The 15001-nt window shown below is 72.9% G+C and carries 15 protein-coding genes and 1 tRNA gene; 13 read left to right on the top strand and 3 right to left on the bottom strand.

Annotated features, from left to right (window positions below; translation table 11 throughout):
- Nucleotides 1-27 precede the first annotated feature (27 nt).
- The 12 genes from AAC944_RS17260 (at nucleotide 28) to AAC944_RS17205 (ending at nucleotide 11816) form a co-directional block, all read left to right on the top strand.
- Complete coding sequence (locus AAC944_RS17260) at nucleotides 28-429, top strand: NADH-quinone oxidoreductase subunit A (protein ID WP_030620040.1); 402 nt, start codon at nucleotides 28-30, stop codon at nucleotides 427-429.
- Nucleotides 420-1169, top strand: coding sequence for an NADH-quinone oxidoreductase subunit B (locus AAC944_RS17255; RefSeq protein ID WP_051872114.1), 750 nt, complete (start codon nucleotides 420-422; stop codon nucleotides 1167-1169). The genes AAC944_RS17260 and AAC944_RS17255 overlap by 10 nt, the downstream gene beginning before the upstream one ends.
- Nucleotides 1166-2536, top strand: a complete 1371-nt coding sequence (locus AAC944_RS17250; protein ID WP_063759996.1) for an NADH-quinone oxidoreductase subunit C — start codon at nucleotides 1166-1168, stop codon at nucleotides 2534-2536. Before AAC944_RS17255 ends, AAC944_RS17250 begins: the two co-directional genes overlap by 4 nt.
- Nucleotides 2533-3498 carry a complex I subunit 1/NuoH family protein gene (locus AAC944_RS17245; RefSeq protein WP_030620032.1) on the top strand — a complete coding sequence of 322 codons (966 nt, stop codon included), beginning with the start codon at nucleotides 2533-2535 and terminating at the stop codon, nucleotides 3496-3498. Before AAC944_RS17250 ends, AAC944_RS17245 begins: the two co-directional genes overlap by 4 nt.
- A complete protein-coding gene (locus AAC944_RS17240; protein ID WP_030620028.1) occupies nucleotides 3498-4118 on the top strand; it encodes a NuoI/complex I 23 kDa subunit family protein in 621 nt (206 codons plus the stop codon). Before AAC944_RS17245 ends, AAC944_RS17240 begins: the two co-directional genes overlap by 1 nt.
- Nucleotides 4115-4732, top strand: a complete 618-nt coding sequence (locus tag AAC944_RS17235) for an NADH-quinone oxidoreductase subunit J family protein (RefSeq protein WP_030620025.1) — start codon at nucleotides 4115-4117, stop codon at nucleotides 4730-4732. The genes AAC944_RS17240 and AAC944_RS17235 overlap by 4 nt, the downstream gene beginning before the upstream one ends.
- Nucleotides 4732-5106 carry an NADH-quinone oxidoreductase subunit NuoK gene (gene nuoK, locus AAC944_RS17230; protein ID WP_030620022.1) on the top strand — a complete coding sequence of 125 codons (375 nt, stop codon included), beginning with the start codon at nucleotides 4732-4734 and terminating at the stop codon, nucleotides 5104-5106. The genes AAC944_RS17235 and nuoK overlap by 1 nt, the downstream gene beginning before the upstream one ends.
- A complete protein-coding gene (locus tag AAC944_RS17225; protein WP_030620019.1) occupies nucleotides 5103-7136 on the top strand; it encodes an NADH-quinone oxidoreductase subunit 5 family protein in 2034 nt (677 codons plus the stop codon). Before nuoK ends, AAC944_RS17225 begins: the two co-directional genes overlap by 4 nt.
- 3 nt (nucleotides 7137-7139) lie before the next feature.
- A complete protein-coding gene (locus tag AAC944_RS17220) occupies nucleotides 7140-8819 on the top strand; it encodes a complex I subunit 4 family protein (protein WP_030620017.1) in 1680 nt (559 codons plus the stop codon).
- Nucleotides 8820-8821: 2 nt separating this feature from the next.
- Nucleotides 8822-10405, top strand: coding sequence for an NADH-quinone oxidoreductase subunit N (locus tag AAC944_RS17215; RefSeq protein WP_078888796.1), 1584 nt, complete (start codon nucleotides 8822-8824; stop codon nucleotides 10403-10405).
- 158 nt (nucleotides 10406-10563) lie between these two features.
- On the top strand, nucleotides 10564-11427 hold the full coding sequence (gene htpX / locus AAC944_RS17210) for a zinc metalloprotease HtpX (RefSeq protein ID WP_030620011.1): 864 nt from the start codon (nucleotides 10564-10566) through the stop codon (nucleotides 11425-11427).
- The gene (locus AAC944_RS17205; protein WP_030620008.1) at nucleotides 11424-11816 is read left to right on the top strand and encodes a YccF domain-containing protein; all 393 of its coding nucleotides are present in this window, start codon (nucleotides 11424-11426) and stop codon (nucleotides 11814-11816) included. Before htpX ends, AAC944_RS17205 begins: the two co-directional genes overlap by 4 nt.
- Before the next feature lie 130 nt (nucleotides 11817-11946).
- Here the strand turns inward: AAC944_RS17205 and AAC944_RS17200 are convergent, their stop codons facing one another.
- A complete protein-coding gene (locus AAC944_RS17200; protein WP_030620005.1) occupies nucleotides 11947-12435 on the bottom strand; it encodes a YajQ family cyclic di-GMP-binding protein in 489 nt (162 codons plus the stop codon).
- A 200-nt stretch (nucleotides 12436-12635) separates the two neighbouring features.
- On the opposite strand from AAC944_RS17200, the gene AAC944_RS17195 reads away from it, so the two are divergent.
- Nucleotides 12636-12717 (top strand) — tRNA-Tyr (locus AAC944_RS17195).
- Nucleotides 12718-12850: 133 nt separating this feature from the next.
- Here the strand turns inward: AAC944_RS17195 and AAC944_RS17190 are convergent.
- Entirely contained in the window at nucleotides 12851-13513 is a 663-nt protein-coding gene (locus tag AAC944_RS17190; protein WP_030620003.1) for an SDR family oxidoreductase, read from the bottom strand.
- A gap of 159 nt (nucleotides 13514-13672) precedes the next feature.
- Nucleotides 13673-14932, bottom strand: a complete 1260-nt coding sequence (locus AAC944_RS17185; RefSeq protein WP_030620001.1) for an amidohydrolase family protein — start codon at nucleotides 14930-14932, stop codon at nucleotides 13673-13675.
- Nucleotides 14933-15001 lie beyond the last annotated feature (69 nt).

The following is a 15001-nucleotide window of genomic DNA, read 5'->3' as shown; positions in this document are numbered from 1 at the left end:
CGAGCAGTCAGGGAGCGAGGGGCGGACGTGCCGGACACGACCGTACGCACCATCAGCGCCGCGGACTACTTCCAGGGCTATTCGGCCGTCGGGCTCATCGCCGTGATCGGTGTGCTCTTCGTGGCCGTCGCCTTCGGGGCGGGCCGGCTGATGCGTCCAGTGGTGCCCACACCCGAGAAACTGCTCACGTACGAATGCGGAGTGGACCCCGTGGGGGAGGGCTGGGCGCACACCCAGGTCCGCTATTACGTGTACGCGTTCCTGTACGTCATCTTCGCCGTCGACTCGATCTTCCTGTTCCCCTGGGCGACGGTCTTCGCCGCACCTGGTTTCGGCGGCATCACGCTGGTGGAGATGTTCATCTTCCTCGGCTTCCTCGCTGTCGGCCTGCTCTACGCATGGAAGAAGGGCGTCCTGGAATGGACGTGACCCCCGCCTCCGCGGCCAACGGAGCCTCGCCGGGCCCCGAGCTCCTGCCCGAGCCGCGCCGCCTCGGCCCGCTGGCCCGCCTCGCCCCCGAACCGATGAAGGTGGTCCTGAACTGGGGCCGCCGCTACAGCCTGTGGGTCTTCAACTTCGGGCTCGCCTGCTGCGCGATCGAGTTCATCGCCGCCTCCATGGCGCGCCATGACTTCATCCGGCTCGGCGTGATCCCCTTCGCGCCCGGCCCGCGCCAGGCCGACCTGATGGTCGTGTCGGGCACGGTCACGGACAAGATGGCGCCCGCGGTCAAGCGGCTCTACGAACAGATGCCCGAGCCGAAGTACGTGATCTCCTTCGGGGCCTGCTCCAACTGCGGCGGCCCGTACTGGGACTCGTACTCCGTCACGAAGGGCGTCGACCAGATCATCCCGGTGGACGTGTACGTACCGGGCTGCCCGCCGCGCCCCGAAGCGCTGCTCCAGGGCATCCTCAAGCTCCAGGAGAAGATCGCCCGGGAGTCGCTGGACGAGCGTTACGGCCCCAGCGGCAAGGCCGGCGGGGCCGGCAAGGGCGCGGGCCGGCCGTCCGCCGACGCGCTGCGCAGCGGGCTGGTGGCCCCGCCGGCACCGCCCGCCGCGTCCGGTCGGCCGTCGGGCGGGCAACCGCCCACCGAACAGCCGACCACCGGCCGGCCGGCCACCACCGAGCAGTCGCCGTCCGAGAAGACCGGGGAGGACACCCGATGACGGCCCAGCCGCCGACGCCGGGTACGCCCGAGGAGCCCACGGGCGCGGCACCCGAGAAGGCGAAGAGCGCGGCCCCTGAGGGGGCGTCGGGCGCGGCGTCTGAGGGGGCGAAGAGCGCGGCCCCTGAAGGCGCGACGGGCGCGGCCCCTGAAGGGGCGGCCGCGGAGGCCGCGCAGGGTACGGAGACCGCCGAGGCCCCGCCCGCGGCCCCCGTGGGGTGGCTGCCGGAGCCGGCCGAGCGGATCTTCGGGGCCGGGGCCACGGCCGAGGAGGCGTACGGCCTGCTCACCGTCGACGTACCGGCCACCGCCTGGACCGACGCGCTGACCGCCGCCCGGGACGTCCTGGGCTGTACGTTTTTCGACTGGCTGAGCGCCGTCGACGAACCCGGCACCGGCTTCCGCGTCTGCGCGCACGTCGCCGACGTGACCCGTCCGGGGGACGTGCGGCGGCTCCTCGTACGGACGACCGTGCCGCACGAGAAGGCCGTGCTGCCCACGGCCGTCGCCGTGTACGCGGGCGCCGGCTGGCACGAGCGCGAGACGCACGAGATGTTCGGCGTGGAGTTCACCGGTCACCCGGGCCTCACGCCGCTGCTGCTGCCCGAGGGTTTCGAAGGGCACCCCCTGCGCAAGGACTTCGTCCTGGCCGCGCGGGTCGCCAAGGCGTGGCCGGGTGCGAAGGAGCCGGGCGAGTCCGAGCACGGCGGCCCCAAGCGCCGCCAGATGCTGCCGCCCGGCGTGCCCGACCCGAACGAATGGGGCCCGCTCAAGGGCCAGCTGCCGCCCGCTCCGGCCCGTCCGGCGCGCGGGGCCGCCCGGGGCGCCCGAGCGGCCGGTGCGGCGGGACGTGCCGCCGGTGCCGGCCGGGCGGCCGGTGCGGGCCGGGACGCAGCGGCTGGAGCGGCGGGCGCGGCCGGGGAGCGTCCGGCCCGCCGGACGCGCAGCGCGAGCGCCGGTTCGGCGAGCCAGCAGGCCGCCGCGGCCACCGAGAAGCCCGAGTCCAAGGGCGTCGAGCCGCCGAAGGACACGGAGGCCCCGAAGGCCGCCGACGCCGCCAAGGAAGCGGCGGCGGACCCGGCTCGTACGAAGGAGACCGGTACGCCCGCGTCCGCCCCGCGGACCGCCGCACGCTCCTCGGACGCGCCGTGGCACCATGCGCGTCCCGCGTTCGACGGCGAACCGTCACCGGAGGGCTCCGGGGACAAGCCGTCCCCCGAGCCCGCCCCGGAAGCCGAGGACGGCGCCCGTAGGGACGCACCGGCCGACGGCACGGGAGGTACCGACGGCGCCGACCGTCCCCGCGACACCGACCGTCCCCGCGACACCGACCACACCGACGACGAGACAGGAGGCGGCACCGCATGAGTGACACGCTCGCGATCGTCCTCCGCGTCCTCGCCGTCTTCGTGATCTTCCTGGTCTTCCCGCTCGTCATCGGGCAGACCGAGCACAAGGTCATGGCGCACATGCAGGGCCGCCTCGGCCCGATGTACGCGGGCGGCTTCCACGGGTGGGCGCAGCTGGTCGCCGACGGTGTGAAGTTCGCGCAGAAGGAGGACGTCGTCCCGGCCGGCGCCGACCGGCGGATCTTCCAGCTCGCGCCGGCCGTCGCCCTGCTGCCGTACCTCCTCGTCCTGATCGCCATCCCGGTCGGCCCCGGCAACGCGGTCGGCCAGGCACTCGACGCGGGCGTCTTCTTCGTACTCGCGGTGATGGGCGTCGGCGTCCTCGGCTCCCTGATGGCGGGCTGGGCCTCGGCGAACAAGTTCTCGCTGCTCGGTGGTCTCCGTACGGCCGCGCAGCTGCTGTCGTACGAACTGCCGATGCTGCTCGCCGCCGCGTCCGTCGCGATGGCCGCCGGCACGCTCTCGCTGCCCGGCATCCTCGACGCCTTCCACTGGTGGTGGGTGCCGTGGCAGATCGTCGGCGGGCTGGTGTTCTTCACGGCCGGACTCGCCGAGCTCCAGCGGCCGCCGTTCGACATGCCGGTGGCCGACTCGGAGATCATCTTCGGTGCGTACACCGAGTACACCGGACTGCGCTTCGCGCTGTTCCTGCTCGCGGAGTACGCCGGCATCGTGGTCCTCTGCGCGCTGACCGCGGTCCTCTTCCTGGGCGGCTGGCACGGTCCCTTCGGTGCCGACGGCCTCGGCTGGCTCTGGATGCTGCTGAAGACCGTCGTCCTGGCCTTCGGCGTCATCTGGCTGCGGGTCACCTATCCCCGGCTCCGTGAGGACCAGCTGCAGAAGCTCGCCTGGACCTGCCTCATCCCGCTCGCTCTCGCCCAGATCGCCCTCACCGGCGTCGTCAAGGTGGTGATCCAGTAATGGGCATCCCCGGCAGTGGCCTCGCCAAGGGCCTCGCCGTGACCCTCCGCACGATGACCAAGCGCACGGTCACCGAGCAGTACCCCGACGTCCAGCCCGAGCTGGCGCCGCGCACCCGTGGTGTCATCGGGCTGTTCGAGGAGAACTGCACGGTCTGCATGCTGTGCGCCCGTGAGTGCCCGGACTGGTGCATCTACATCGACTCCCACAAGGAGACGGTGCCGCCGGCCGCCCCCGGAGGCCGCGAGCGCAGCCGTAACGTGCTGGACCGCTTCGCCATCGACTTCTCGCTGTGCATGTACTGCGGTATCTGCATCGAGGTGTGTCCGTTCGACGCCCTCTTCTGGTCGCCGGAGTTCGAGTACGCCGAGACCGACATCCATGACCTGACCCACGAGCGCGACAAGCTGCGCGAGTGGATGTGGACCGTGCCCGAGCCGCCCGCGCTCGATCCGGGCGCGGAGCAGCCCAAGGAGATCGCCGCCGCACAGAAGGCCGCCGACAAGCTGGCCGCACAGCAGGCCAAGGAGGCCGAAGAGGCCGAGGCCGCCCGCCAGGCCGAAGCAGCGCAGGCCGCCGCGGCGGACCAGCAGGCCGAGGACGCAGGGGAGGAAGCGTGACGCTCGCCGCCGCAAGCCACGGCTTCCTGACGACCAGCGGCGTGGAGATCGCGTTCCTCCTCGTCGGCCTGGTCACGCTCGGCGCGGCCGTGGTCACCGTCACCACCAAGCAGCTGGTGCACGCCGCCCTGTGGCTGGTGGTCGCCCTCGGCGGGATCGCCGTGGAGTACCTCCTGCTCACCGCGGAGTTCATCGCCTGGGTGCAGGTGCTCATCTACGTCGGTTCCGTGGTCGTCCTCCTCCTCTTCGGACTGATGCTGACCAAGGCGCCCATCGGCCGGTCCCCGGACGCCGACTCCGGCAACCGCTGGGCCGCGCTCCTGGTGGCCGTGGCCTCCGCCGCGGTCCTCGTCTGGGTCGTCGTGGACGCCTTCCGGGCGTCCTGGATCGACCTCGACGGCGCCGTCCAGGGCTCCACCGAAGTCTCCGGGCGCAGCCTCTTCCAGCACTGGGTGCTGCCCTTCGAGGCGCTGTCCGTCCTTCTGCTGGCCGCCCTCGTCGGTGCGATCGTCCTCTCCCGCAAGCACGGGGAGGACGCGCCGACCGGCCGGGCCGTACCGGACGCCGCCGCGGGCACCGTCCCCGACTCCGCACGCCGAGAGGGACAGCGCTGATGCATCTCGCCTACCCCGCCGTCCTCGCCGTCCTCCTCTTCTGCGTCGGCCTCTACGGCGTCCTCGCCCGGCGCAACGCGATCCTGGTCCTGATGTCCGTCGAGCTGATGCTCAACGCCGTCAACCTCAACCTCGTCGCCTTCGACGTCTGGCTGCGCGACGCCCTGCACGCCGGCCAGGCGCTGACCCTCTTCACGATCGCCATCGCCGCCGCCGAGATCGGCATCGGCCTCGCGATCGTCCTGCTCGTCTACCGCAACCGCGGCAGCTCCGACGTCGACAAGCTCACCGACCTCGCCGAGCGCCCCGCCGGGGACGGCGCGGACGAGCACGCGCACCACCAGCCCGACCAGCAGGCGGAGGCCGCCGCGTGACGACCACGACCACCGCCGTCCTCGTCCCCCTCCTGCCCTTCCTCGGCGCCGCCTTCGGCCTCCTCCTGGGACGGCGCGCGCCCGGATTCGTCCGGCCGCTGGCCGTCCTGCCGACCCTCGCCGCGGCCGTGCTGGCCGTCGTCGTGGCCGCCCGGCAGGGCGGGGGAGCGGCCGTCGACGCCGCGACGGAGCTGACCCCGACCGGCTCGGTCCCCATCGAGCTGGCCCTGCACATCGACGGCTTCGCCGCCCTGGTGGCGGTACTCGTCGGCGTCGTCGCCACGTGCGTGCAGATCTACTCCACCGGCTACCTGCGCGACGACCCGCGCTACGCCTCCTACGCCGCGCTGGTCTCCCTCTTCACCTCCGCGATGCTGCTCGTCGTCTACTCCGGCGACCTGATGGTGCTGCTGGTCGGCTGGGAGATCATGGGCATCTGCTCGTACTTCCTCGTCGGCCACTACTGGGAGACCGAGGCCGCCCGGTCCGCCTCCCTCAAGGCCTTCCTGGTCACCAAGCTCGGCGACGTCCCCTTCCTGTTCGGTCTCTTCGCGCTCGCCGCGGACGCCGGCACCTTCCGCATCACCGGCGTCCTGAACGCCGTCACCAGCGGCGACCTGCACCACCCGACGCTGATCGCGCTGCTGCTGCTCGCCGGTGTCGCGGGCAAGTCCGCGCAGTTCCCGCTGCACACCTGGCTGCCCGACGCGATGGCCGGCCCGACGCCGGTCTCCGCGCTCATCCACGCCGCCACGATGGTCGCGGCCGGTGTCTACTTCATCGCCCGGCTCCTCCCGGTCTTCGCGGCCTCCGCCGCCGCGCTGGTCGTGCTCGCGGTCATGGCCGCCGTGACCATGGTCGGCTCGGCGCTCGCGGCCCTCGCCCAGGACGACATCAAGCGCGTCCTGGCGTACTCCACGGTCGGCCAGCTCGGTTACATGACCGGCGCGCTGGCCGTCGGCGACCGCGGCGCGGCCGTCTTCCACCTCCTCTCGCACGGCGCCTTCAAGGCGCTCCTCTTCCTCGGCGCCGGCGTGATCATCCACGCCGCCGGCACCAACTCGCTCGCCGCCATGTCGCGGATGCGCGGCCTGTCCAAGCGCATCCCCGACGCCTTCTGGACGGTGACCGTGGCGCTGCTCGCGCTCGCCGCGATCCCGCCCTTCGCGGGCTTCTTCTCCAAGGAAGCCGTCCTCGGCGCCGCCGAGCACGCCGCCGTCGGCGAGGCCCACCTCACCCTCGGCGGAGCCCACGGCGACCTCGGCTCCGTGCCGGCCGCCGCCGGCTGGACCGTCCTGATCGCCGGCCTGCTCACCGCCCTCCTCACGGCCGCCTACGCGACCCGCCTGTGGCTGCTCGCCTTCTTCGGCCGCGGCCCCCAGGAGGCCCCCGACCACGGCAAGCAGCCGCTCGTCATGAACGCCGTGCTGTGGGTGCTCTTCGTCCCCACCGCCGCGTTCGGCATCGCCGCGCCCGTCCTCCCGGACTGGTTCGACGGCAACGAACTGACGCCGACCCTGGTCACCTCCGTCCTCGGCACCGGCCTCGCCCTGGCCGGCGCGCTGATCATGTACGGCGCCTGGCGCCATACGACGGCCGTCGCGGCCCGCCGCCCGATCGGCGCCGTCGCGGTGGACCCGGAGGCCGCCCCCGCGGTCTCCGAGGAGGAGGCCATCGCCACGCACGCCGCGGCCTACGGCGACAACGCCGGAGCACCGGACCCGGCCGACCCGGGCCGCCTTCTGCTCGGCCCGCTGCACGCCCCCGCGACCTGCGGCTTCCACCTCGACGCCGGGTACACCGCGCTCTTCGTCCGGCCCGTACGCGCCGCCGCCCGGCTCGTCCGCTTCCTCGACCGCGAGGTCGTCGACACGTACGTGCACGGCGCCGGCACCGGAGCCCGCTGGCTGGGCTCGGCCGTCCGCCGGGCGCAGACCGGCAACGTGCAGACCTATCTCGGCGCGCTGCTCGCGGGCTCACTCGTGCTGGCCGTCGCCGCCGTCCTCGTCGCTACGGGCACGGGAGCCTGACCGATGAATCACACCGTCATGCAGATCCTTCTCGCGGGCGTCGTCGTACTCCCGCTGATCGGCGCTCTCGCGGCGCTGCTCCCGGCCCCGCCCGGCCTGAAGGGACGCAACCCGGACCAGGCCGTGCTGCGGCACGGCGTGACCGTCACCGGTGTCGTCCTGGCCGCGTCCGTCGCGCTCGCGGCCGGCTTCGACCACGGGCACCCCGCCCGGATGCAGGCTCAGACGGATATCAGCTGGATCCCGGCGCTGGGCATCCGTATCCACCTCGGCATCGACGGCATCTCGCTCCCCCTCCTGGTCCTGACCGCGCTGCTGACCTTCCTCTGCGCGCTCTACAGCTACTTCAAGATGCCTGCGGGCCCGTCTCCCAAGGCATTCGTCGCGCTGATCCTCGTGCTGGAGTCCGGCACCCTGGCGACCTTCGCCGTGCTGGACCTGATGCTCTTCTTCCTCGCCTTCGAGATGGTCCTCATCCCGATGTACTTCCTGATCAACCGCTGGGGCGGCGAGAACAGGGCGTACGCGGCCTGGAAGTTCATCCTCTACACGCTGCTCGGCTCGGTCGTGATGCTGCTGGGCCTCCTCCTCGTCGGCCTGAAGTCCGGCACGTTCGACATGGTGGCACTCGCCACTGACAACGGCCCGAAATCCCAGCTCAGCCACACCGTTCAGCTGCTGGCCGTGCTCGCGATCGGCATCGGCCTGGCGGTCAAGGCGCCGATGTGGCCGCTGCACAGCTGGCTGCCCGACGCCCACACCGCCGCCCCCACCGTCGGCTCGGTCCTGCTGGCCGGCGTGCTGCTGAAGATGGGTACGTACGGGTTCGTCCGTATCGCGCTGCCGATCGCGCCGGACGGCATGCACACCTTCGCGCCGTACCTCGCCGCCTTCGCCGCGGTCGGGATCGTCTACGGCTCCCTCGCCTGCCTGGCACTGGCCCGCCGCGGCGCGAAGGGCGACCTCAAGCGCCTGATCGCGTACAGCTCGGTCGGCCACATGGGCTTCGTCCTGCTCGGCATCGCCTCCATGACGCCCACCGGGATCAACGGCGCGCTCTTCGCCAACATCGCCCACGGCCTCATCACCGGCCTCCTCTTCTTCCTGGTCGGCGCGCTCAAGGACCGGTACGGGACCACCGACCTGGACCGGCTCGCGGGCCGCACCGGCGCCGCGCTCTACGGCCGCGCGCCCCGCTTCGGCGGGCTGCTCGCCTTCGGCGCGATCGCCTCGCTCGGCCTGCCGGGCCTGGCCGGCTTCTGGGGCGAGATGCTCGCGATGTTCGGCGCGTTCGAGCCCGCCGACGGGCTCAGCCGCCCCGCCTTCCTCACCTTCATGGCCCTGGCGGGCCTGGGCACCCTGCTCACCGCCGCGTACCTGCTGATCGTCGTCCGCCGGGTCTGCATGGGCAGCAAGGAGACCGCCGAGCAGGAGGCGCTGGCCGCCGCCACCGGCGAGGGCGCGACCGCCGGAGTCACCCCGGGCCCGGCCGGCGCGACCACCGCCGCCACGGCCCCCACCGCGGTCAAGGAGAAGGCCCCGGCCGTCCCCGACGTCGCCCCCTACGAGTACGTGGCCTGGACCCCGCTGGCCGCCCTCACCGTCCTCGCCGGTCTCTGGCCCGCGGCCCTGCTGGGCCTCACCGACCCGGCCGTGCAGAACCTCCTCGGAGGCGGTAGCTGATGATGACTGTCCTCGCCGCGAGCGCCGGGGGCGCAGCAGCCGACGGGACCGCCGCGCAGGCCGCGGGCGGCGTCGCGAGCCTCGTCCAGTCCGTCGACTGGCTCGCCATCGCCCCGCCGACCCTGACCGCCCTCTTCGCGCTGATCGTGCTCGTCGCCGATCTCTTCCTTCCCGAGCGCCGCAAGCCGGTCCTCGGCTGGATCAGCGTCGTCGGCCTGGTCCTGGCCGGGCTGTCGCTGCTGCCGCTCCTCAAGGGCGACCGCACCACCTTCTGCCTGACCGGGCGCCCGGAGGTGTGCTCCTACGCCGCCGACCACTTCGCGATCGTCATCCAGCTGCTCGTCCTGGGCGGCGCCCTGCTCACCGCCCTGCTGTCGGTCAACCAGGTGAAGGACCAGAAGCTGCCCGGCGGTGAGTTCTGGTTCCTGCTGCTGTCCTCCGCGGCCGGCGCGGCCCTGCTCCCGGCCTCCCGGGACCTCGCCACGCTGGTCATCGCCCTCGAAGTGGCCTCGCTCCCCGCGTTCGCCCTCGTGGGCATCAGGCGCGACGACCGGCTCTCCTCCGAGGCGGCGCTGAAGTTCTTCCTCTCCTCGGTCACCGCCACCGCCGTCATGCTGCTCGGCGTCAGCTTCGTGTACGCCGCCACCGGCAGCCTGCACCTCGCCCAGGTGGCGGAGGCCCTCACGCATCCGGACCCGCAGCTGGACGTGCTGGCCAAGGCCGGCGTCGCGCTCACCCTCGTGGGCTTCGCCTTCAAGACGGCCGCCGCACCCTTCCACTTCTGGGTGCCCGACACCTACGTGGGCGCGCCGCTCCCGGTCGCCGCGTACCTCTCCGTGGTCGGCAAGGCCGTGGGCTTCTCCGGTCTGATCGTCGTCACCGTCGAGGCGTTCCCCTCGTACGGCGACGTGTGGGGCCCCGTCCTCGCCGTACTGGCCGCGCTCACGATGACGGTCGGCAACGTGGCCGCGCTGCGCCAGCGCCCCGAGCGTGCGCACAGCGCCGTACGCCTGCTCGCCTGGTCCTCCGTGGGCCAGGCGGGGTACCTCCTGGTGCCGATCGCGTCCGCCGCGTACGCCGACGACGCCGCACACGCCGTCGGCTCGACGGTGGCGTACGCCCTGATGTACGCGGCGGTGAACCTCGGGGCCTTCGCGGTGGCCGCCCTCGTGGCCCGTACGCACCCGCGGAACCGCATCGCCGACTACCGGGGGCTGTACCACGCCCGCCCCGTGTACGCCCTCGCCCTCGGCTTCTTCCTGCTGTGCCTGGCGGGACTGCCGCCAGGCATCATCGGGCTGTTCGCCAAGGTCACGGTCTTCTCCGCGGCCGTGGACGCGGGCCTGGCCTGGCTGGCCGTCGTGATGGCCGTCAACGTCGTGATCGCGCTCTACTACTACCTGCAGTGGACCGCCGTCCTCTTCCGTGCGCCGGAGGAGGCCCCCGAGGGCGAGGCGGCACCCACTGCCCGGCCGCGCATCCCGGCCCCGCTCGCCACCGCCGTCGGCCTCACCGCGGTCGTCGGCATCGCGCTCTCCGGGGCGCCGCAGCTCGTCCTGCGCTTCGCCTCAGGGGCGCTGCTCTGACGCCCTGAGGAGGCGCCCCCCGAACGGACGAACGCCCTCTCCAGGGGTGCAGGGAACCACGCTCCGCCGTCTGGCGTTGACCAGAAACGGAGGGTCCACTGAAAAGTGGACACGTAATCGCAAAGGGTTCCCCTGCCGCACCACCTGGAGGGCGTACCGTGCACCGCCGGCACAACGGGCTCAGGACCGCAGTTCTCCTCGGGGGACTGTCCGCGCTCATCATCGTCATCGGCAGTATGTTCGGCCGCATGGGCCTGGTCGTCGCGGTCCTCGTCGCGCTGGGTACCAACGCGTACGCGTACTGGAACAGCGACAAGCTCGCCCTGCGCGCCATGCGGGCCCGCCCCGTCAGCGAGTTCCAGGCGCCCCAGCTGTACCGCATGGTCCGCGAGCTCTCCACGGCCGCCCGCCAGCCCATGCCGCGCCTGTACATCTCGCCCACGCAGGCCCCCAACGCCTTCGCCACGGGGCGCAACCCCCGCAACGCCGCGGTCTGCTGCACCGAGGGCATCCTGCAGCTGCTGGACGAGCGCGAGCTGCGCGGCGTCATCGGACACGAGCTCAGCCACGTCTACAACCGCGACATCCTGATCTCCTCGGTCGCCGGCGCGCTCGCCTCCGTGGTGATGTTCCTGGTGAACTTCGCCTGGCTGATCCCGATCGGCAGGTCCGACGACGACGAGGGCCCAGGGCTGTTCGGCATGCTGCTGATCATGATCCTCGGGCCGGTCGCCGCGTCCCTCATCCAGCTCGCCGTCAGCCGCTCCAGGGAGTACGAGGCGGACGCCTCGGGCGCCCGGCTGACCGGCGACCCGCTCGCCCTCGCCTCGGCCCTGCGGAAGCTGGAGTACGGCACCCAGCAGCTTCCGCTGCCGCCCGAGCCGCGGCTGGAGACCGCGAGTCACATGATGATCGCCAACCCGTTCCGGGCCGGTGAAGGGCTCTCCAAGCTCTTCTCGACACACCCGCCCATGCGGGAGCGCATCAGCCGTCTGGAGGAACTGGCAGGGTACCGACCGTGAAAACCATCCTGAACGTCATCTGGCTCGTCCTCTCCGGCTTCTGGCTGTTCCTCGGGTACGCCCTGGCCGGCGTGATCATGTGCATCCTGATCGTCACGATCCCCTGGGGCATAGCCTCCTTCCGGATCGGCGTGTACGCCCTCTGGCCGTTCGGCCGCACGACGGTCGACCGGCGCGACGCGGGTGCCGCCTCCTGCCTGGGCAACGGCGTCTGGCTGCTGCTCGCGGGCTGGTGGCTGGCCCTCGGGCACATCGTCACCGGCATCGCCCTGTGCGTGACGATCATCGGCATCCCCTTCGGGATCGCCAACTTCAAGCTGATCCCGGTCTCCCTGCTGCCCCTGGGCCGCGAGATCGTCCCCACGGACCAGCCCTTCGCCGCGCGCTGAGGCGGCCCGGACGGTGCGCCGCCGGGCTCAGTGCCCGGCGGGCCGCCGTCCCGCCCACGTACGCCGAGGGGGCGGCACGCCGTGTGCGTGCCGCCCCGTCCGGTGCGTCCGTCGCCCGTAGGCGCAGTGCCTACCGGTAGTTCACGAACTGGAGGGCGAAGTCCAGGTCCTTGCCCTTCAGGAGCTGCTGGACGGCCTGGAGGTCGTCGCGGCTCTTGGAGGAGACGCGCAGCTCGTCACCCTGGACCTGGGCCTTGACGCCCTTGGGGCCCTCATCGCGGATGATCTTGGCGACCTTCTTCGCGTTCTCCTGGGAGATGCCTTCCTGGAGCGAGGCGAAGATCTTGTACTCCTTGCCGGAGGGCTGGGGCTCGCCCGCGTCCAGCGCCTTCAGCGAGATCCCGCGCTTGACCAGCTTGGACTGGAAGATGTCGAGGACAGCCTTCACCCGCTCCTCGGCGTTGGCGCGCATCTCGATCTTCTCGCCGGACCAGGCGATCGAAGCGTCGACGCCCTTGAAGTCGTACCGCTGCGAGATCTCCTTGGCGGCCTGGTTGAGGGCGTTGTCGACCTCCTGCCGCTCGACCTTCGAGACGATGTCGAAACTGGAGTCGGCCATGTTGAGTTGGCTCCTCGTACGTAGATCCTTCAGGGACACGGCCCGTCCCGGACCGTCCCGCAAGCCTAGCTACCTGGGCGGCGGGCCCGGCCATGATCAGGGCGCGCGGAACCGAGTGGCGGACCACCCCCCGCCATCAGGTATGGTTTACGTCGTTGCCACGGAGCACCGCCCAGGCGGGACTCCCGGCAGCGATCCCAGGCGGTGTGCCCGAGCGGCCAAAGGGAGCAGACTGTAAATCTGCCGGCTCAGCCTTCCCAGGTTCGAATCCTGGCGCCGCCACAGGAGAGCGAAAGGCCCCCACGAGAGTGGGGGCCTTTCGCGTTCCCTAGCGACACGGCTCGGTACGGCGTCAGTGCGGCCTGGTGCGGCCGTGGAGGCCTCCGGCGGGTGGCCGCCGGAGGGGCCGGCCGGGTCAGGCCTCCGCAGCGTTCCGTACGGCCTCCTCGACCGGGGTGTCGCCGCCGATCAGCTCCAGCGTCCGGCCGGCCGTCCGCGGCTCGTCCAGCAGGGCCGCCAGCACCGCCGCCACGTCGTCCCGGGTGACGTCGCTCCGCCCCGTCGACACGTCCAGCGTCACCCGGCCCGTGCCCGGGTCGTCGGTCAGCCGCCCCGGGCGCAGGATCGTCCAGTCCAGGCTCTTCCGGGCCCGTACGTCCGCGTCGGCCGCCCCCTTCGCCCGCAGGTAGGCGGCGAACACCGGGTCCGTGCCGGGCGGCGGCTCGCGGTCGGCGCCCATGGACGAGACCACCAGGAACCGCCGTACGCCGACCGCCTCGGCCGCGTTCGCGAAGAGCGTGGCGGCACCCCGGTCCACGGTCTCCTTGCGGTCCTCGCCGCTGCCGGGGCCGGCGCCCGCGGCGAAGACCGCGGCGTCCGCGCCCTCCAGATGCCGCGCGACCTCGTCGACCGAGGCCTTCTCCAGGTCGCACACGACCGGTTCGGCGCCGGCGGCCAGCAGATCCCCGGCCTGCTCGGGCCGCCGGATGATGCCCGCTACCTCGTCCCCGCGCGCGGCGAGCAGACGCTCCAGCCGCAGCGCGATCTGACCATGTCCTCCTGCGATGACAATGCGCATGATCCCGACCGTACGCCCGCGCGCCACGTGCCGGGCGCCGGAGCCGCGCACACGCCGTCGGGCGAGTGCGTTCCACGCCATCCGGCGCACAGCGGGCCCCTGGCACATGGCCGGACACCGAGGTCCGGCGGCGTCTCCGTACGCGCCGTACGCCCGCTCTCAGCGCTGCGACTGCCGCGGCAGCTCCAGTGCCACGGTCGCCTCCGAGTCGCAGTACTCACGGACCGCGCTCGTACGGGCCACCACCCGCCCCCGGTGGACCACGATCCGGCTGTACGCCAGGGACAGCGCGGCCGCTACAGAGGTGCCGCGCACGGCCAGCAGTTCGGCCGGGAAACCCGCCTCCACCCGCACCTCAGGGAGGCCCAGCGTCTCCCGCGCCGCCGCGCTCACCGCGTCGTACGCGCCGTCGGGGCCCGCCTCGCCGCGCGCCGCCAGCAGGTAGGCGGCCTCCAGCGGGTCGCCCCGGCCGACCGGGTTCGCCGCGTCCCGGAGCGCGCCGCTGCCCGCCGTGACCCGCACCCCGGCCGCCCGCAGCAGCCGCACCGGCGCGGGACCCGTCACCTGCGAGGAGGGCCGCTCCAGGCCCGCGCAGTCGCCCTGCGGCAGACAGACGACCGTGACACCGGCCGCCGCGAGCTGTTCGGCGGCGCGCGCGGCCACCCGCCACGGCATCCGGCCCAGCCCCGCGCACGGACCGATCGCCACGCCGGGCCGCAGCCCGCCGGCCATCGCGGCCAGCCGCCCCAGCCGGGCCGGGTCGTCGCCGTCGGTGTGCAGGTCGACGGCGCAGCCGTGTTCGGCGGCCAGGTCCAGGACCGTTTCCGCGTAGCCCGCCGGATCGGGGTCCAGGTCGGGGCAGCCGCCGAGGACGGTGGCGCCCGTCTTCACCGCGTCCCGCAGCATCGCCAGCCCGTCCGCGCCCGCGGCGCCGGTCAGCAGCCGAGGCACGGCCACCGCGGTGAGGTCCACGAGGCCGTGCAGCGTCCTGCGGGCCTGCAGGACGGCCTCCAGGGAGCGCAGCCCGGAGACGTCACCGATCCGTACGTGCGTGCGCAGCGCCGTCGAGCCGTGCCCGAGGTGCAGCAGCGCCGACTCCGTGGTGCGGCGCTGCACGTCGTCCGGGTCGTCGGAGGCGGGGCCGCCGCAGTCGGCGGTCAGCGCCGTGTCGCAGTGCGCGTGCGGTTCGGCCGGGGCCGGCAGCAGCAGGTAGCCGTGCAGGTCGATGCGGGGCCCCCGGGTGTCGAGCCGGCCGGCCGTGCCGACCGCCTCGATGCGCCCGCCGCCGAGCCGCACGTCCACCGTCCGGCCGTCCGCCAGCCGGGCGCCGCACAGCGTCAGAGAGCCCGCCTCGGCCCGCTCGGAACGGCCGGCCCCGTGCGGCTTCCCCGGATTCGGCTGCTGACTGCTGTCGGCCATCGCGCTCCTAGGGGCGTGTCCGATGGGTCTCCGCGGCGTCGCGACGCCTGGCACGCACGCTCGCGGCGT

The organism is Streptomyces sclerotialus (assembly GCF_040907265.1).
In the GTDB taxonomy this organism is placed as follows: domain Bacteria; phylum Actinomycetota; class Actinomycetes; order Streptomycetales; family Streptomycetaceae; genus Streptomyces; species Streptomyces sclerotialus.
The sequence above is the reverse complement of the archived record's forward strand: the minus strand, read 5'-3'. Positions and strand labels throughout refer to the sequence as shown.